The organism is Thermodesulfovibrionia bacterium, assembly GCA_030646035.1.
Classification (GTDB): Bacteria; Nitrospirota; Thermodesulfovibrionia; order UBA6902; family UBA6902; genus JACQZG01.
Window position 1 is genome coordinate 61,768 of sequence record JAUSMY010000010.1, and the last position, 18,103, is coordinate 79,870.

Genomic DNA, 18,103 nt, shown 5'->3' on the forward strand with positions numbered 1-18,103 from the left:
TTTTAAACTTTCCAGTTTTTTTTGATAAATTTTAACGCCCTGTAATTCGTCATATCAAGATGCACCGGAGTGACAGAGACAAATCCGTTGATAACAGCTTCAAAGTCAGTCTCTTCCCCCGGCTCCCATATCGGCATGCCGCCGCCTATCCAGTAATGCTTTTTTCCCCTGGGGTCAGACAATTCCTGTATGGAACTGTCATATACCCTCTTGCCCTGCTTTGTGAACTTTTCACCCTTAATTTTCAATAGATCCGGGACATTGATATTCAGCAGAGTATCTTTAGGCAGCCCTTTTTTTAGAACTATCCCTGCAAATTTAACCGCAATGTCAGCCGCCTGCCTGAACCTTGAAGGTTTTATATTCAAGTCCCCATTGCTCTGAGGGTCGATAGCTAATGATATTGCGATAGAAGGTATGCCGAGAAGCGTAGCCTCCATTGCGGCAGCCACGGTACCGGAGTAAGTGACATCATCCCCAAGGTTTCCGCCGTGGTTTATCCCGGAAACAAGTATATCCGGCTTCCGGGGAAGAAGCTTGTTAACACCAATGATAACGCAGTCGGTAGGAGTGCCGTTGATTGAAAATTTCTTCTTGCCTGTCTTTGCGGACTTAAGCGGCCTGTGAAGTGTCAGCGCATGTGCAACCGCGCTCTGCTCTGAATCAGGAGCAACGATATAAACATCGCCTGCGGCTTCAAGAGCCTTTGCAAGGGCTTTGATCCCGGCAGAAGAGATGCCGTCATCGTTTGTTACAAGAATAAGAGGCATGAGTTATTTTATCAGATAAGATGTATTACTTCAGAAAAATCAAAGAGGCATTTATGATGCAGCCATGTCACCTGAATGGCAAACATGGTTCCTGCCTGATGACCTTGCTTTATTCAATGCCTTGTCAGCGCTGATTATTACAGATTTCCAGTTGGTGATATGTTCTTTATCAAAGGCAGAAACTCCGCAGCTCATGGTTAATATCCCGCCGTCAGCGCCTTTGTGCTCGATTTTAAGAGACTCGATATCTCTTCTGAGCCTTTCAGCGACAAATGCCGTCTCCTTCAGGTTCTGATGACTGGCGATGATCAGGATCTCCCTGCCGCCTCTCCTGAAGACATCATCTGAATACCTGAGAGAGTTGTTTATTCTGTCGGCTGCAAATTTGATAATATTGTTTCCCTGAACATGGCCGTATGAATTCACATAGTTGTCAAAATCATCGATATCACAAATTATGATCCCGTAATTTTGCCCATATCTGCTATATTTATGGTGTATCTTCTTTATCGCATTATACAGATCTATCGATGTGCTTGTCGTTATCAGGGGATCGGTATAAACAATCTGAGAGCAGCGAAAAGCGATCCCGAAAAAAGCGCCCTCTGCAATAAGTTTAAATCCGTCTTCAGCAATGCGGAGCCACATGCTGACCGAATCTGCCAATGAACTATCTTTAATAAGAAAGAAGATAATATCGTCCCTGTTTGTTATTACATCCAGCAGGATCATTATGTAGAGAAAAGTGAAGGCCCATTTCAGATAAGGCAAAGCAGACACATATTTTTTTAATCCGTCACGGTAATGATAGATCACAAACATGCCTGTCAAGCCATACAATAAAATGATAAGGTCATCGATCCTGTCAGTAAATCCGGTTTCAATTAGCTGCAGAACCTCATGAATAAGATAATCCATATTCTCATGTATCTCAAATAACTCATCAAAGGCAAGAAATAGAAAACCAAGTGAGATGAACAACCATACTAGATGCTTTGCCTTCAGGACACGAATATTGAAAGATACCTCATGGATCCTGAATATTCCCCAGGAGTATCCTGAAACGGCAAGCAGTTGAATAAAGGAGAAACCCGTAAGAAGCTCGCCTTCCATAAAAGGCTTTTCTATATCTCCGACAGACTTTCCATAGATAACAGCTACAATTACGGCAATGACCTCAAATAAGAGGATGTAGACAAAACGACGGTGCATCGATATTGCGTGGATCGAAACGTTTCTGTCTGATGAAAAGTCTATCCGGGTTTTCATATGTGAAAAGAAAATAAACCAGCTGCTTTTTTATTTATTATATACTATATCAAAGTGCCTGCAACCATGGGTTATGTTAAATAAAAAAAAGACGATCATTCCGCTTTTATCATGGGCATCATTCGATTTTGCCGAAACGATCTTTTCCGCAAACATCCTCTCTGTCTTCTTCCCTCTCTGGCTTACGAAGGTGCTCGGGGGGCAGCCTTATCACTACAGCTATGTATATTCAGCTTCATTGTTCGTCTCTGTCATCATGGCAATATACATAGGAAGATATGCAGATAAGAATGCAGCCAGAAAACCTCTCTTTCTTGCTTCGGTTGCACTTTCTGCCTCGGGGCTCGTCATCCTTTCAAGATGCAGCACATTATATTCAGCCCTTACGGCATTCTTCTTTGTGAATCTCTTTTACCAGCAGAGCCTTGTTCTTTACAACTCTCTGCTTACCTCGGTATCAGATGAAGAGAACAACTCATTCTCTTCCGGAATAGGCGTGGGCATCGGCTATGTCGGAGGAGCAGTAGGCCTTTTCCTCATATCAAAGTTCAGCTCAACCGAGACATCGGCTTTCCTGTTCGTTGCTGCAGCATTTTTCATATTCTCGCTTCCAACAGGTTTTTATGTGAAGGAAAAACCGGTAAAGGCTATTAACGGCGTATCTGTAAGAAGCATACTCAAAGACAGGAAATTTCTGTTATTTATATTGTCCTGCCTCTTTCTTACAGAGGCAGCCCATACGATAATAATCTTCATGTCAATATATCTGGACAAGGTCTATAATATGGACCGCCAGGGCATTGTAGTTGTTATCGCAACGGCTGCAATTGTCAGTGCTGCCGGTTCGCCGCTGATAGGCAAGCTATCTGACAGGGTCGGAGCAAAGAAAGTATTTAGTATGCTCTTCCCTGCCTGGGCGCTCGCTTTCTGCATATTCCCCTTTATCCCCAAAATATTAGTTTATGTAATGGGAATAACATTCGGGCTTCTGCTGGGAGCGGTCTGGACAACTATCCGGCCTGTGCTTATTGAAATATCGCCGAAAGAAGAAGTAGCCACGCGCTTTGCGTTCCTTTCCATATCAGAAAGGATGGCAGCTATCATAGGGCCTATATGGTGGACTTTTATTGGCCAGATTGTTGATTACAAAACTGCGACATTAAGCCTGGCAATATTTCCTCTGATCGGGTGGCTGATATTCAGTCTTCACAAAAAAGCGTCTCTGCATTAACAGTTTATTGATTTTTTTTTATCTCTGATTTAAAATAACCTCCAATGTTGCTATATGAAACATTATGAAACATCATTAATTTTAAAAAATTCAAAATTTTTTAACAGAAAGGATAAAATGCTAAAGAAGATTTTTAAGTACTCAAAGATTTTTTTGCCGTTGCTACTTCTTTCAGTTTTGGCAGTTGGTGTTGCAGATGTGTTTGCCGCACATCCTCAGGAAGCGGTTGCCGTGACCTCGCAGCATGCCTGGTGGTTCTGGCCATTGATCCTGCTGGTCCTCTCATTTTTCCTCGGTGTCTTCGCTGTTCTTGCAGGTGTCGGAGGCGGCGTTCTGTATGTGCCTATCGTCAGCGGATTTCTGCCGTTCCATCTTGATTTCGTAAGAGGCGCAGGATTGATAGTTGCTCTTGCAGGAGCCCTTGCCGCAGGCCCGGGCCTGCTCAGAAAAGGTATGGCTGACCTTAGACTGGCAATGCCGATGGCGCTCATTGCATCTTCCAGCGCTATAGTCGGCGCCATGATAGGCCTTGCTCTGCCGACAAACATCGTGCAGACAATGCTTGGAGTTACCATACTTCTTATCGTTGTCATTATCATCATGGCTAAAAAATCAGAATACCCTAATGTTCAAAAGCCTGATAAGCTCTCTCAGTCATTAAGGATCATGGGCGTCTATTATGAGCCGACCTTAAAAGAGGAAGTCAACTGGAAGATACACAGGACTGCGACAGGTTTAATGCTCTTCGTTATCATAGGCGTAATGGCAGGCATGTTCGGTCTTGGCGCAGGATGGGCGAATGTCCCGGTGCTTAACCTTGTTCTGGGCGCCCCTATTAAAATATCAGTTGCAACAAGCAAATTCCTTTTATCAATAACCGATACATCAGCCGCCTGGATATATCTGAATAACGGCGCAGTGCTCCCTATGATGGTAGTGCCTTCTGTCATAGGCATAATGCTCGGCTCACTCGTCGGTGTCAGGGTGCTTGCTGTTACAAAGCCCAAGGTGATCAGGATAATGGTTATAGTAGTTCTCGGAATTGCCGGTATTAAAGCGCTTACTAAAGGCTTGGGAATAGGCTAATAACAACTAATTAATTAAAGCAATAGATCATTAATAAGGGGGATTATATGGCTACGGAAGCGACAGAAGAACAAGTAATATATGCAAACATTCTTAACAAGGGTATGATCGTGGGCCTCATAGGGCTCGTTGTCTCATTTACCGTATACGCTTTAGGCATATTAGAACCGATAATCCCTATTGATCAGGTACAGAACTATTGGAATCTTCCGGGCGGCGTTGCGGAATATCTGGAAAAAACCGGCATACATACCGGCTGGGCATGGGCAGGGAATCTCAATCACGGCGATATGCTCAACTTTCTTCCTATAGCTTTTCTTTCATTCCTTACGATTATCTGCTACCTCGCTATTCTTCCCGGGCTTATCCGCAAGAAGGATACAGCTTACATAATATTTGCGATAATCGAGGTAATCGTCCTCGCCGGAGCTTCATCAGGACTGCTTAACGCAGGAGGCCACTAATATGATAGACGCATGTCCCATAACCGGATTGAAAAACATTCTTATAGCATTTGACGGCTCGGCCTCCAGCGAAAAGGCGCTGCATGAAGCGATCAACCTTGCTAAATCATGCGGCACAAAACTCCACATTATGACTGTCGTCGAGGTCAATGAAGAGTATGAGGCGCTTGCGCCAAAGCTCGTGGAGAAGTCGGACAACGAGGCAAAAACGTTCCTCGATGCTGCAAAGAGCTGCGCTGAGCGCGAAAAGGTTTCATGCAGCATCATTGTGCACCGCGGTGAAGATGCTGCCCACTTCATTGTTGAAGAAGCGGAAAGGCTCAAGGCTGACATGATAGTCATGGGCAAACACGGCAGGAAAAAAGGGCTCAGAAGGCTCCTTATCGGCAGCGTCACAGAAAAGGTGATCTCCCACGCCGGCTGCAAGGTACTGATCGTACCGAACTAAACTGCAATACCAATAATAATTTCAGATCCGGAAATGCCCCGTTCATCGGGGCATTTTTTTTGCTATAATCTCACTAACGCAAAGGAGGGCTCAATCTGTGATGATCATGACAGCAGTAATTTTCGTGCTCTGCTATGCGATGATCGCGCTTGAGTACCCCCTCAAGATAAACAAGTCTGCCACAGCTCTGATAGCTGCCGGACTGATGTGGACAATGTACTCCTTTGCAAGCCCGCTGGGCGTGGAAGGAGTAACCGGCCAGCTCACTGAAAAGCTTGCCGAGACAGCTGCCATCGTATTCTTCCTTATCGGCGCCATGACCATCGTCGAGGTGACCGATGCCCACGGCGGTTTTGAGGTCATCACCTCACGCATTAAGGCAACCAAGCTGACAAGCCTGCTCTGGATCATCGGCTTCATTACTTTCTTTTTGTCTGCCGTTCTTGACAATATGACGACGACCATCGTGATGGTCGCCCTTATGAAACGCCTTCTCAATGACAGTAAACAGCGAATCTTTTTCGCAGGCATTATAGTAATTGCCGCCAATGCCGGCGGCGCCTGGTCCCCTATCGGCGATGTGACCACAACCATGCTCTGGATCGGCGGACAGATCACAACAGGCAATATTATAAAAGGTGTATTCATTGCTTCGATTATCAATATGGTGGTTCCGCTTATTATCGCCTCCTTTATGCTCAAAGGAAACATCGTGCCTCTCCAAAAGACTGAAAACAGCTTAGTTGCCGCCTCTCAGTTCGAAAAGAATCTGATGTTCTTTATGGGCATGGGCTGCCTTATCTTCGTTCCGGTCTTCAAGGCTATTACGCATCTGCCTCCATACCTCGGTATCCTGCTGTCCCTCGGTGTGCTTTGGCTGGTTGGGGAACTTCTGCATCGCAACAAACCTGAAGAGGATTTCGAGCGCCTCACATTGACCAGAGCACTCAAACGCATTGATATGGCATCAGTGATCTTCTTTATCGGTATCCTGCTTGCCGTGGCTGCCCTTTCTGCCAACGGCATGCTCCCTGCGCTGGCCCAATGGCTTGATCTCAAACTCGGCAACCAGTCTATGATCGTCATTATCATCGGCCTTGTCTCCGCCATTGTTGATAACATTCCTCTGGTGGCAGCTTCCATGGGTATGTATCCGCTTGCACAGTTCCCGGCAGACTCATTTATCTGGGAGTTTTTGACCTACTGCGCCGGTACCGGTGGTTCTATCCTGATCATTGGCTCAGCTGCCGGTGTGGCTGCAATGGGGCTTGAAAAGATCGAGTTCTTCTGGTACGCCCGCCGCATCGGCCCGCTCGCACTGATCGGATATCTATCCGGCGCGGCAGCTTATATTATCCAATACAACTTGTTACACTGAGCTATTGAATTGAAAATCGATATTGAAAATTTCAAAAACTATTTAAAGGCTGAGATCAATGTATCCCCGCACACTCTCAGGGCATACACAAAAGACCTGGAAGAGTTTCTCTCTTTTGTTGATAAAAGACCAAAAGAGATAGACAATCTTGACATCAGGAGTTTTCTTGCTGCACTTCATCAGAAGAAGCTGAAAAAGACATCCATCGCAAGAAAGCTTGCTACAATAAGAAGCTACTTTAAATTCCTCCACAGGGAAGGATACGTAAAGCATAACCCGGCAAAGCTCGTTGCAACACCAAAGATACCAAAGAAACTGCCGCGGTTCCTGTCAGTTGATGAGGTCTTCTCTCTTGTAGACGCCCCCGTCGGGGAAACCTTCAAGGCGACAAGAGACAAGGCCATCTTTGAACTTCTCTACTCTTGCGGGCTCAGGATATCTGAACTGACATCGCTGGATATAGGCGATCTCGATATCAAGGAATCGCTTATAAGGGTCAAGGGAAAAGGCAGAAAGGAGAGGATCGTCCCGGTAGGCGCAAAAGCCCTGGACTCTATTAACAACTATCTTCCTGAAAGGGTATCGGTCAAGAAAAAAACAGAAGCGCTATTTCTTAACAGCCGCGGCGGAAGATTAACGCAGAGAAGCGTCAGCCGCCTGCTGATAGAGTACAGCAGAACGATAAACCTCATCGGCCAGATCAGCCCTCATGTTTTGAGGCACACATTTGCAACTCACATGCTCCACGGAGGCGCGGATCTCAGGACCATACAGGAACTTCTGGGCCACTCGTCGTTATCATCCACTCAAATATATACTCATGTAGATAATGTTCATCTTGCGGAAGTCTATGACAATGCTCATCCGCTTGCAAAGAAGAAGAGATGATAATATAATACGTTTTCACTAAATGGAGAGATAAATGTTTAAGGGAACAACCATACTGTGTGTAAGAAAGAAAGATAAGGTCGCAATGGGCGGCGACGGGCAGGTGACCTTTGGCCAGACCATATTAAAACACAATGCAAAAAAGGTCAGAAAGATGTACAACGACAATGTGCTTGCGGGCTTTGCCGGCGCTACTGCCGACGCGTTTACCCTATTTGAAAAGTTTGAGACAAAGCTGGAGACCTACAGGGGCAATATCAAAAGGGCTGCTGTTGAGCTGGCAAAAGACTGGAGGACTGACAAGATATTGAGACGTCTTGAAGCCCTTCTCATTGTCGCTGACAAAGACCACACATTTATTATCTCAGGAACCGGTGATGTGATAGAGCCTGATGACGGCATAGCTGCTATCGGTTCCGGAGGGCCGTATGCGCTGGCAGCGGCAAAGGCTCTTATAGATAATTCAAAACTGGAACCGAGCAAGATCGTCGCAGAGGCGATGAAGATAACAGCAAATATCTGCATATACACAAATGACGCAATCAATATAGAGGAACTTAATGGATAATCTTACCCCCAAGAAGATAGTTGAAGAACTGGATAAATATATAATCGGCCAGGACAAGGCTAAAAAAGCCGTGGCGATAGCCATGAGAAACCGCTGGAGAAGGCAGCGTCTCCCCGCAGACCTTAAGGATGAAGTGATGCCGAAAAATATCCTTATGATAGGGCCTACCGGTGTTGGAAAGACCGAGATAGCAAGAAGGCTTGCAAAACTGGCAGACGCGCCCTTTGTCAAAGTCGAGGCCTCCAAGTTCACTGAGGTCGGATATGTAGGCAGAGACGTTGAATCAATGGTCAGGGATCTTGCCGGATTGGGTGTCAACATGGTAAAAGCAGAGCAGATGGAGAGCGTACAGGAAAAGGCTAAATCACTTGCTGAAGAGAGGGTGCTTGACCTCCTGCTGCCGCAGCCCAGGCCCGTAAAAAATACTCAAGTTGATGCCAATCCCGAATCAGAAGAAGACAAAAAAGCCAAATATAATGAGACACGTGAAAAACTGAGGGCTCAGCTGCGTGAAGGCAATCTGGATGAAAGGTATATTGACCTTGAGGTCCGCGAAAAGGCAATGCCTTTCGGGGTCATCTCTAACATCGGCATGGATGATCTTGAGATCAACCTGAAAGAGATGTTAGGGAATTTTCTCCCTGAAAAGCCAAAACGCAAGAAGGTACAGGTCAAGGAGGCGCTTCAGATCATTATACAGGATGAAGCACACAATCTCATAGATATGGACAAGGCTGTGCAGGAAGCGATACAGAGAACCGAGCAGAACGGGATCATATTTATAGATGAAATTGACAAGATAGCTTCTAAAGGTTCCTCTCACGGGCCTGATGTGTCACGCGAAGGCGTGCAGAGAGACCTTCTGCCGATAGTTGAAGGCTCTACGGTCAATACAAAACACGGAGCTGTCAGGACAGACCATATACTTTTTATCGCAGCCGGCGCATTCAGCGCGGCAAAGCCTTCCGACCTTCTTCCTGAACTTCAGGGGCGCTTCCCGATAAGGGCTGAACTTGACGCGCTCGGAAAAGAAGAGTTTCTGAGAATCCTCATGGAGCCTAAAAATGCCTTGATAAAGCAGTATGTAGCTTTGATTGCTACTGAAGGCATAAATATCAATTTCACAAAAGACGGTGTCAAAGAGATAGCATCGATCGCCGCCATAGTCAATGAAAAAACCGAACAGATAGGCGCAAGAAGGCTTCACACAGTACTTGAAAAACTGCTTGAAGACATATCATTTAATGCCCCTGACATGGAAAAGAAAGAAGTGACCATCAACGCAAAGTATGTCAAGGATAAATTAGGCGCTATCATTAAGGATGAGGACCTTAGCAGATATATACTGTAACCTTTTCTCATGCAGTGTTTCACTGCTTTCAACTTTCCAACTAAATCAATAACAGGTTTTTCATTAAATTGCCTCAATTTTTTTTATAGAAAGGACTATGCTTTAGATTTAGATTACTTAATATAAAACTATATATATTATACATTTGACAACCTCTAATCCCATGTTTTATAGTAAAGCGTTTTATATTCAAAATCATTGACAAATCTTGAAATATTTTATTTATAAAGGGGGATATTAAACGATGAATGCTTTAAGGTTGAACAAAAGAAAATCAGTTCTTTTTATACTTTTGACCCTGATGACAGGCCTGAGTTTTTTACTGACAGGCTGCGGTAATGGCCCTACAGGAAAGGTTGAAGAACCCAATGCAGGTATATTTGCAATTGACTTCAACGAAACCCCGCCTGACACAAGTCCAACGGCAACAGTTAAAGAATGTGAGGTTACAATAAGCTGGTACAACACCTATTTTGGAACATCAGAAGCCCCTGTTACATGTGCAGACCTTGGCAAGACAACTGATCCTTTAGCATGTTCTGTGCCTACGGATAAAGCCAATGAATATTGTACTGATGGCAGCTTTCCGACTTATACCGGAGGGTCCACTCGTACCGCAAAGGTTCAAGAGTGCAGGGTCACTTCCGGCTTTACAAAATATACTTTTTACGGCTCTAATACCGCTCCGACGACCTGTGCTGATCTTGGAATAGTAGGCCCGGCAGAAACATGCGCTGCTACAGACGGTTCAGGTGATACCCCTGATGAGGGTAATCAGATATGCGAAGATTTTACTGATGCTGTTGAAGTCGGATTTGCTGCAATGGGGCAAAGTCTTCCGAGTTTAGCTGATAAAGAATTTACTGTCGAAGCATGGCTAAAGAGACAATCTGATCCTTTGAAAGGCGCTATTTTTTCAAGAGTTTCCGACTGGAATGGCATAAGTTTATACGTTGATGCTAACAAGCCTGCATTTGGAATGAGAAAGTGCATATCCCCTTCTGCTCGTCCTGTTTACATTGTGCAAAGCAGCACAGCGCTGGCTGATAATGAATGGCACCATGTCGCAGCTACGCTTGTTGCAGAGGACCATACATCTCTTCATGATGCTTGCGCAACAACCTATAATGCTAAAACAACCTCTATAGCTGTTGACACTAATGACAAGATCCATATTGTTTTTGTAGATGAACTAACCAAGGATCTGATGTATGCGACAAATGCCGGAGTAGCAGGATCTTCTTTTATTGTTCAGACAATATATTTAGATGCGGATATCGGCACATATATTTCATTGGCATTAGATAGTAATAATAAGGCTCATGTCAGTTTCCAGAACATAACCGTGCCAACTGCTGGAGGAACAGACTTTAATCTGATGTATGCAACAAATGCTGATGGCGCATGGACAGCTACAACAATTGACATACTGGGGAATAGCGGTGAATATAACTCTATAGCAGTAGATTCATCAGACAAGGTGCATATAAGTTATAAAAATACGTCGAATAATGATGTTTATTATGCAACAAACAAGACCGGGCCATGGGTTACGGAGCAGATTGAGGATTTGGATTTTGGGCACTCAGAGAATGCCAAATATATCTCTATTGCATTAGATTCATCAGGCAAGGTCAATATGCTTTATTTTGGTGATATGTCGGGGAATGGGTCAGCTCCACGCATCAGAATTGCTTCTAACGCCACAGGCTCATGGGTAAAAAACCGCATTAGCGGTACGATTTCAGGGCTTGCTAACATGTCACTGGCAATAGATACATCGGTTTCCCCAAATAAGTTTCATGTAGCATATTACAATACAAATGACCTCTTGTATACAACTTGTTCGTCTGCAGATTGCACGGTTACTGCCAACTGGTCAGTGGCGGCAACAATTGACAATGGCGTCACAAACATCGTAGGCAACTACCCGTCGCTTGTTTTCAAATCCGGCAAATTGCATGTCAGTTACTATGATGCAACACTTTCTGACCTTAAATATTCCTCATGCTCTGCAAGCTGCACTTCAGGCCCAAGCTGGACAGCCACGACTCCTGTTGACGCTGCAAACGACGTGGGTAAATTCAATGACATAGCGATAGACTCGTCAGGCAAGGCGCATATAAGTTATTTCGATGCGACCACTTACGCCCTTAAATATGCCGATAATACCCTTGGTAGCTGGGCGACGTCAGTAATCTCAACTGACGGCAGAAAACAGATACCGCATTTAGACCTATATGTAGATGGCGAATATGAAGGCTGTGCGGCAACAATGGAGAATTATTCTGATTCTCTTACCTACCAGCAGACCGGCAGTTGTATAGACAAAACAGATAACACTACCGGAGAACTAAAAGAAACCATTGAGTTGATAGGTTCTCATTCAGGTTGGGGTGTGGTAACTCCTGAATTCCCGATTAATGGATTTACCAAACTCAATGCAGTTGTTGATGACGTAAGACTCTGGAGCACATCAAGAACAGTACTCGAAATTAATACGTGTATGGCGCAGGAACTTAGCGTAACACCCGGCACCTGCGGGATCGATAACCAAATACTAAAGGGTTATTGGAAATTTAACGGCGGCAGCGGCTTAACCGTTGCGGATCACTCAGGATCCGGCAACAGCGGAAGCAAATACTATTGTGATTATAATTGTACTTTCACGGATGCTACGAGCTTGGACTGGTTTGGCGGCTGGACTACTGACAGTCCATTTTAGCAGATAAAGTTTTTTGGATTTCAGAAAAAGGGGTGACAACAGTCACCCCTTTTTTTTTAAACTGCGCTCATATTCCTATAAATCTAAAGACCATTCTATAAATGCTATAATAAAAAATTATTTCATATAACTTCCTAATTATTTGGAACAATCTTTTTCAGAACTATAAGTAAATGCATATTAAGAAATTCATTGATCATGTAACAAAATCTAAATCCAGAACAATAATTTTTCTATTTTTAATATCCCTTATTATCCGCCTTTTGTTTTTAATACCTTTTTATATCTACGATATCCCTCTCATAACCGATGAAAATGAATACATGGACCGTGCCATTGGATATGAACACATTCTCAGTGATCTATCGGATTCGCACTCTCCTTCACCTGAGATGCGCCAGCGTGCGTATGGCTATGGAAATTGGCCTCCCCTTCACCCTTTTCTTTTAGGGCTCATGGCTTTCATTTTCGGCAAACACATCATTGTAACGCGGCTCCTCATGGTTGTACTCTCCGCAATTACAACATCCATTATCTATCTTATAGCTTCAAGGCTCGTGACAACAAAGGCAGCGCTCGCTGCCGCACTCATTCATATGTTTTATGTCTCTTATATCGCTTTCTCGCATTACATTCTGTCGGAAACAACTTATATTTTTTTCCTTATGTCTTCCGTTTACTTTGCATTGTTGCTATATGACAAACAGAAGCAGAAAAACGCTGTTTGGTATGCTGTTTTCTCCGGCCTATTCCTGGGTTTGTGCGGCATTACCAGGCCAGCGGTACTGCCTTTCCTTTTTATTATCCCCTTCTGGCTTATAATATTTTTAAAGGGCAGAAAACGCAAAATACTCCTCACATCTGTTTTTGTCATATCCTATCTCACCATCCTTGTCCCTTGGCAAACTTATCTTATCAAAAAAGAGCAAAGCCCCGGAATTCTAACAAATATAACCGGATGGTATGCCCACATAGGAAATAACCCTTGGATACCGGATGGATACGGGTCATCATGGCAGCATGACAGCCGTGGCCCCATGGTCGAAGCTGCGCAGGAATACAGCAGTGCACATCCGGGGACAGAGTTTGACCAGGCCCAGCGCATACTGGCGTCAGAGGAAATCAAAAAAGATTTCAAGGCTTTTATTATCAGGGGAATATATAAATTAAGAATGTTCTGGTCAGTAGACATTTTTGTTTTAATCCGTCTCTTCTATGCAGCTTATCCGCCGATACCTCAGGCAGCTGCAGCTTTTATATTGTGCATTACACTTATCAGCTATATTGTTATTCTCTTACTTGCAGTTTACGGCTTATTGGCCAAGAGTTCTGAGTTTTCTAAAAAAAACCTTATCCTCTTAATGGTGCTTGGCGGAATGGCGCCTTCTTTTGTCGCATTTGGAGTATCAAGGTTTAATCTGCCGCTCTTTGCCCTTTTACTGCCTTTTGCAGGATACGGCGCAGTAAATATTAAACAATCCCTGTCATTGCCACGCAAAACTGCTATGGCGCTGATAACCACTCTTGTTTTGGTTGCAGTATTAACAAGCTTTCCCCTTGTGCTTGGAGTATATCTGAAGCCATCAAGCCACTACTGCGGGCTGATATTGAAAATAGACAACATGCTCGGTACTAGTACAGACTGCGTTGATAAAGTAATATTTAGAGCTTCTGAACCTCTGCAACCATACGCCATAAATATAGAAACAGACTCCGAAGGGTACTCGTTTAACCTGACTCAAAACGATATGTGGACACGTGTCCCGGGTATTCATAACTACAAGTGGGACATTTCTTCTGAAAACAGAATGTTGCGATTAGATATTTATGCAAATCATACATCTGCACCTTTGGAGATGAAAATCTACCAGGAAAAGCCCGAACAGTCAGTCATTATTTATCCTATTACTATGGGCGCGTGGCGGAAATGGCAGCCTTCTGGATTGAAAGGAGTCGAATACATGTGGCTTGGCGGAGGAATGGGCGTTAGAAACAAGCTTCCTGATGATAAGCTTTTCAGCTTTGAATAATAATGATCTTACCCCAATCTTTTAGAAATATGCCATAATTGATACTTCTGAAAATTTAATATAATAGAGAAGGTTGAAAGCCGAGGTTATGGAACTAAAGTGGACTAAAATTGATGCGATAATGCTTACATGCCTTATAACAATGCTATTTTGTTTGATAGCGGGATGGAGTGCATATAACCTCTATGGGCATCAATTTATTCAGACATTATATGAAGGAGGGGCAGAAAATGGCCTCCTGAAGAGATTTGACCTCATGAAAGGCCGTAATGATTATCCACTGGAGAGTTTTATTGCTAAAGCAGATTGGATATTTTCTGAGATCATAAGCCTTGCATCTGCACTATTTATTTTCTTCTTAGCTTTCTCGTTGTATTTATTTATTCAAAAAGATAAATATTACATGCCCAAACCAATAGAATGGTTTTATTTTTTGGTTGGGTTGTTCCTCATCCAATGGTACTTCTGGTTTATGGATGATATTTACGTGCTTTTCAGGTATATAGATAATTTTCTCTTTCTTGATTTAGGCTTTGTTTATAATCAGGGGGAATATGTTGAGGGTTACAGCAGTCCGTTCTGGGCAGTTTTTATTACCTTGCTGAGAGCTACCAAGCTAAGCTACTGGGCGATCTTCAGGCTATTGTCAGTTGTATTTTTTGTGCTTTTCTGGTTTATGCTTGTGCAGCTTAACAGAAAACTTTCTTCGGGTAAAACTGTTGTGAATTTCCCTTTGGCATATCTTGCATTAAATTATGCAGTTCTTACTTATTTTTCGTCAGGGATGGAATCAACAATTGTTCAAATAATCGCAGTTGCCTATGCATTATATATACTTAACCCGTCTTCCATAATGTTGCAGATACTATTAGCTTTATCCCCATTTATCCGGCATGAACTCATTATCCCTTTTGCTCTCTGTTCTTTATGGACCTGGCTGTATTACAAGGAATTTCCTTTCAGAATGGTCTTTATGTCAATAGCTTTCGTCGGCTCGTGGGTATTATTCACTATCTATTATTACGCTGATATATTTCCGAATACTTTCTACCTGAAAGACATGGTCGACATTAATGGCGGACTCGCATACGTACACGAGACATTACATACTTATCAATTTTATACTGTTGCTGCCATTTTTTTATCTCTAATTGTTTTACTAAGACGAAAACATGTTCATCTTGAATTAGCACAACGTATGATGATGATTGTAGCTTCATTGCCAATAATACTATATGTAATAAAAATAGGAGGAGACTGGGCGCATTATCGTTATGTGGCTTTCCCTTTCATACTTACTGTTTGCGCTTTTTCCGGCATAATGGAAAAATTCATTGAAACATATAATCTAAATAAATATAAACTAATCTCTCCACTGGTGGGGATAGCTATTTCGGTTGCTGTTTTTTTTCTATATCCGCCTCAACTTGACAGACACCCTGTTTTTATAACACCTGAAAATGCAAAAGCTACAAGGATAGGAAGAATCTATGACGCTGCCCAAGGGAATATAAGACAAGAATTGTACCCAAACTACCTGGATTGGGGCTCAATGGTTAACATTAAGATGATGCAGGAATACAAACAACTGCATAATGAATTTAAATATGAAGACACGATTGAAGCATTTGGCTGTAAGTTCGCTTATATCGCTTTCAACAAAAAAATCATACATCGATTAGGCCTGACAGATGCAATTTTAGCCCATACAGATATGAAGTCTGATTTGCCGGCACATAAATTTGGATTGAGGCCTTTAGGTGATGACCTTATAGCAATACATAAATCATCTGCATTTATTGGGACAGGCATGTATCGAAAGGCGGTTGAAGATGGGAGTGCGCCTGAATGGATAAAAAAGAATTTAGCAAGTATTGAGATAATTGAACGCAAAATCTATAATAACCATGATCTTGTGGAGAATCTAAAACTTGCGTTCACCTTTCCACCTAAAATCAAACCCTGAACCACCCCTTACCACAAATATTGCGTTCATTCAAGTAACATAATGACTTATGTCACGGCACAGTTTTACCGAATTGTCATATTTTTGTTTGCGCTATCAAGTGCGCTATTTATTAATGATAAAAGCCGATTACCTATCACTGGTTCTTCATAAAAGATATTGTCTGTTTCGTCAGGATCGAGTTTTAGATTAAAAAGCAGGGATTTCTTTTCATCTAAATAATAAACAAGCTTGTAGTCGCCCTCCCATACCGCCATAGAGCCTTTGCTGATCAGGTGGCCAAACGAACGGTTTGTCCTGAACTGCACAGAATAAATCGGACGTGGATCAAGCGGATTCCCTTCTATTAAACTAGACAGAGATCGCCCTTCCATCCATTCTGGTGTCGGTATCTTTGCAAGTTCAAGTATGGTAGGTGCAATATCAATTTGTTCAACAGGCATATCTAATATTTTACCGTTAATTTCTTCAGGCATCTTAATTATTAAAGGAATATCCACAAGAGGGGCATAAAGATGAGGGCCGGCATGGCCTAAGAAATTATGTGAAAAACTCTCTCCATGGTCAGCAGAAAGGATTATAATTGTGTTAGACAAATCAGTAACTTTACCAAGACGTGATAAAAACAACTCAAATTCTTTGTCACAATATAGAATAAATTCATCATATCGTTTTTTTAATATATCAATGTCTGCCTGTTTTTCAGGGTCATATTCCTTGTTAAAAGTAAAATTGCTCCATTGTTGCTGATTTGAATTAAATTTCTCACCATCTCCAAAAAAACCGCTATAGGGATTCGGAGGCAAATATTCAAAATGCGGAGCCCATAGATGCAGCCATGCAAAATAAGGTTTCTGTGACCTGTTTTGTTTTTCTTTGGAAATATAGTCCAGAAAGTTATTAAATACTATTTCAGGCGTAGCGTATGTTGTGTGAAAAAATGGACGATATGAATCAATATAATTAGCAAAGAAACTGCCTACAATCCATACGTGTGCAATCGGCCTGTCTAATAATAAATCAGTCAGCTTATTAAACCAGAATTCATGAGGTAGCCAAAATGTTTGATATTTATCTTTTTTTAAAAAAGCATCCTGAATTCCCAATGTATATGGATGAGCATATCTGTTTTGTACAAAGCTGTAAGTATCATAACCATTATCCTTAAGCGTTTTAGGCAAGCTGTTTTCAACATTATTTACAGGACGGTAAAATACATCATTCCAGACACGATGCGTCCACACCCTTTGCCCTGTCATAAGGCTTAGTGTAGCAGGTGTTGTCCAGTTGGATGCTGAATACACCTTGTTAAAAACAATGGCGCTTTTTGCCCATTCTGTTAAGAAAGGAGTGGTGGGACGTTCGTAGCCATATAACTGCATATTATGGGAAGTCAAGGAATCAAATATCACTAAAATAATATTGGGACGAGTAGATGATTTTATATATTCTTTGGAAAGGTCATTACTGCCAGAAATCATATTGTTATTAGATGGAGTGTTACTTAATAACGAACAAGGCAAGGCAATAACAAGTAGGACAATAAAAAACCAGACAAGAGGGGTGATCCGGCTATTCAGCCCCTCCAATGTTTTTACTATATATTTCGTAACATCCTTTCGTATGAACCAATAGAAAACTGCCGCAATCACAAAACCTGAACTTATGATTAATATACGATTTATTCCTATAAAATGACTGATGGAAAAATTGCTAAAAAAAACCCTCTTTAAACTGATGGGAATCACAACAAAAATAAAAATAAAGATCAAATATTCTAATCGGATAGGAAGGAGGGATTTGGGGATTGTTTTATACAGCAAATATATAATTATCCACCCTAATAAAGCAGAAACAGCTCCGACAAATGTCCATATAATATATACCAATGACAAGTCAGGCAGGAAATCAATAAAATGCATGTAATAG

14 protein-coding genes are annotated in these 18,103 nt (G+C 42.4%); 11 read left to right on the plus strand and 3 right to left on the minus strand.

From position 1 onward, the window contains the following. Positions 1–2 precede the first annotated feature (2 nt). Both surE and Q7U10_01265 read right to left on the minus strand, forming a co-directional pair. On the minus strand, positions 3–770 hold the full coding sequence (gene surE / locus Q7U10_01260; GenBank protein MDO8281246.1) for a 5'/3'-nucleotidase SurE: 768 nt from the start codon (positions 768–770) through the stop codon (positions 3–5). Positions 771–821: 51 nt separating this feature from the next. After that, positions 822–2,039, minus strand: a complete 1,218-nt coding sequence (locus tag Q7U10_01265) for a diguanylate cyclase (protein ID MDO8281247.1) — start codon at positions 2,037–2,039, stop codon at positions 822–824. Between the two features lie 73 nt (positions 2,040–2,112). Here Q7U10_01265 and Q7U10_01270 point away from each other — a divergent pair, with 73 nt between their 5' ends. The 11 genes from Q7U10_01270 to Q7U10_01320 all read left to right on the plus strand — a co-directional run bounded on the left by Q7U10_01270 (position 2,113) and on the right by Q7U10_01320 (position 16,174). Next, positions 2,113–3,270: an MFS transporter gene (locus tag Q7U10_01270; protein ID MDO8281248.1), complete on the plus strand. Its 1,158-nt coding sequence runs from the start codon at positions 2,113–2,115 to the stop codon at positions 3,268–3,270. A 117-nt stretch (positions 3,271–3,387) separates the two neighbouring features. Continuing rightward, complete coding sequence (locus Q7U10_01275) at positions 3,388–4,356, plus strand: sulfite exporter TauE/SafE family protein (protein ID MDO8281249.1); 969 nt, start codon at positions 3,388–3,390, stop codon at positions 4,354–4,356. A 47-nt stretch (positions 4,357–4,403) separates the two neighbouring features. Then, positions 4,404–4,820, plus strand: coding sequence for a hypothetical protein (locus tag Q7U10_01280; GenBank protein ID MDO8281250.1), 417 nt, complete (start codon positions 4,404–4,406; stop codon positions 4,818–4,820). Position 4,821: 1 nt separating this feature from the next. Then, the gene (locus Q7U10_01285; GenBank protein MDO8281251.1) at positions 4,822–5,268 is read left to right on the plus strand and encodes a universal stress protein; all 447 of its coding nucleotides are present in this window, start codon (positions 4,822–4,824) and stop codon (positions 5,266–5,268) included. A 106-nt stretch (positions 5,269–5,374) separates the two neighbouring features. Beyond that, complete coding sequence (gene nhaD, locus Q7U10_01290) at positions 5,375–6,646, plus strand: sodium:proton antiporter NhaD (GenBank protein MDO8281252.1); 1,272 nt, start codon at positions 5,375–5,377, stop codon at positions 6,644–6,646. A 9-nt stretch (positions 6,647–6,655) separates the two neighbouring features. Further along, positions 6,656–7,534 (plus strand): tyrosine recombinase XerC, encoded by an 879-nt coding sequence (gene xerC / locus Q7U10_01295; GenBank protein MDO8281253.1) that lies wholly within the window; start codon positions 6,656–6,658, stop codon positions 7,532–7,534. A gap of 34 nt (positions 7,535–7,568) precedes the next feature. Further along, positions 7,569–8,102, plus strand: coding sequence for an ATP-dependent protease subunit HslV (gene hslV, locus Q7U10_01300; GenBank protein MDO8281254.1), 534 nt, complete (start codon positions 7,569–7,571; stop codon positions 8,100–8,102). Continuing rightward, entirely contained in the window at positions 8,095–9,453 is a 1,359-nt protein-coding gene (gene hslU, locus Q7U10_01305; protein ID MDO8281255.1) for an ATP-dependent protease ATPase subunit HslU, read from the plus strand. Before hslV ends, hslU begins: the two co-directional genes overlap by 8 nt. Before the next feature lie 244 nt (positions 9,454–9,697). Then, the gene (locus Q7U10_01310; GenBank protein ID MDO8281256.1) at positions 9,698–12,178 is read left to right on the plus strand and encodes a LamG-like jellyroll fold domain-containing protein; all 2,481 of its coding nucleotides are present in this window, start codon (positions 9,698–9,700) and stop codon (positions 12,176–12,178) included. A 173-nt stretch (positions 12,179–12,351) separates the two neighbouring features. Continuing rightward, positions 12,352–14,208: a glycosyltransferase family 39 protein gene (locus Q7U10_01315; GenBank protein ID MDO8281257.1), complete on the plus strand. Its 1,857-nt coding sequence runs from the start codon at positions 12,352–12,354 to the stop codon at positions 14,206–14,208. Positions 14,209–14,296: 88 nt separating this feature from the next. After that, entirely contained in the window at positions 14,297–16,174 is a 1,878-nt protein-coding gene (locus Q7U10_01320; GenBank protein MDO8281258.1) for a hypothetical protein, read from the plus strand. A 65-nt stretch (positions 16,175–16,239) separates the two neighbouring features. On the opposite strand, the gene Q7U10_01325 is transcribed toward Q7U10_01320, so the two are convergent. Next, a complete protein-coding gene (locus tag Q7U10_01325; GenBank protein ID MDO8281259.1) occupies positions 16,240–18,096 on the minus strand; it encodes a sulfatase-like hydrolase/transferase in 1,857 nt (618 codons plus the stop codon). Between the last annotated feature and the right edge of the window lie 7 nt (positions 18,097–18,103).

What these genes read in the sequence shown, in the direction of transcription:
- Q7U10_01275 (MDO8281249.1), top strand. Translation starts at nt 3,388, where the DNA reads ATGCTAAAGAAGATTTTTAAGTACTCAAAGATTTTTTTGCCGTTGCTA.
- Q7U10_01320 (MDO8281258.1), top strand. Translation starts at nt 14,297, where the DNA reads ATGGAACTAAAGTGGACTAAAATTGATGCGATAATGCTTACATGCCTT.
- Q7U10_01315 (MDO8281257.1), top strand. Translation starts at nt 12,352, where the DNA reads ATGCATATTAAGAAATTCATTGATCATGTAACAAAATCTAAATCCAGA.
- Q7U10_01285 (MDO8281251.1), top strand. Translation starts at nt 4,822, where the DNA reads ATGATAGACGCATGTCCCATAACCGGATTGAAAAACATTCTTATAGCA.
- Q7U10_01325 (MDO8281259.1), bottom strand. Translation starts at nt 18,096, where the DNA reads ATGCATTTTATTGATTTCCTGCCTGACTTGTCATTGGTATATATTATA.
- Q7U10_01265 (MDO8281247.1), bottom strand. Translation starts at nt 2,039, where the DNA reads ATGAAAACCCGGATAGACTTTTCATCAGACAGAAACGTTTCGATCCAC.
- hslV (MDO8281254.1), top strand. Translation starts at nt 7,569, where the DNA reads ATGTTTAAGGGAACAACCATACTGTGTGTAAGAAAGAAAGATAAGGTC.
- Q7U10_01280 (MDO8281250.1), top strand. Translation starts at nt 4,404, where the DNA reads ATGGCTACGGAAGCGACAGAAGAACAAGTAATATATGCAAACATTCTT.
- nhaD (MDO8281252.1), top strand. Translation starts at nt 5,375, where the DNA reads ATGACAGCAGTAATTTTCGTGCTCTGCTATGCGATGATCGCGCTTGAG.
- hslU (MDO8281255.1), top strand. Translation starts at nt 8,095, where the DNA reads ATGGATAATCTTACCCCCAAGAAGATAGTTGAAGAACTGGATAAATAT.
- Q7U10_01270 (MDO8281248.1), top strand. Translation starts at nt 2,113, where the DNA reads ATGTTAAATAAAAAAAAGACGATCATTCCGCTTTTATCATGGGCATCA.
- surE (MDO8281246.1), bottom strand. Translation starts at nt 770, where the DNA reads ATGCCTCTTATTCTTGTAACAAACGATGACGGCATCTCTTCTGCCGGG.
- Q7U10_01310 (MDO8281256.1), top strand. Translation starts at nt 9,698, where the DNA reads ATGAATGCTTTAAGGTTGAACAAAAGAAAATCAGTTCTTTTTATACTT.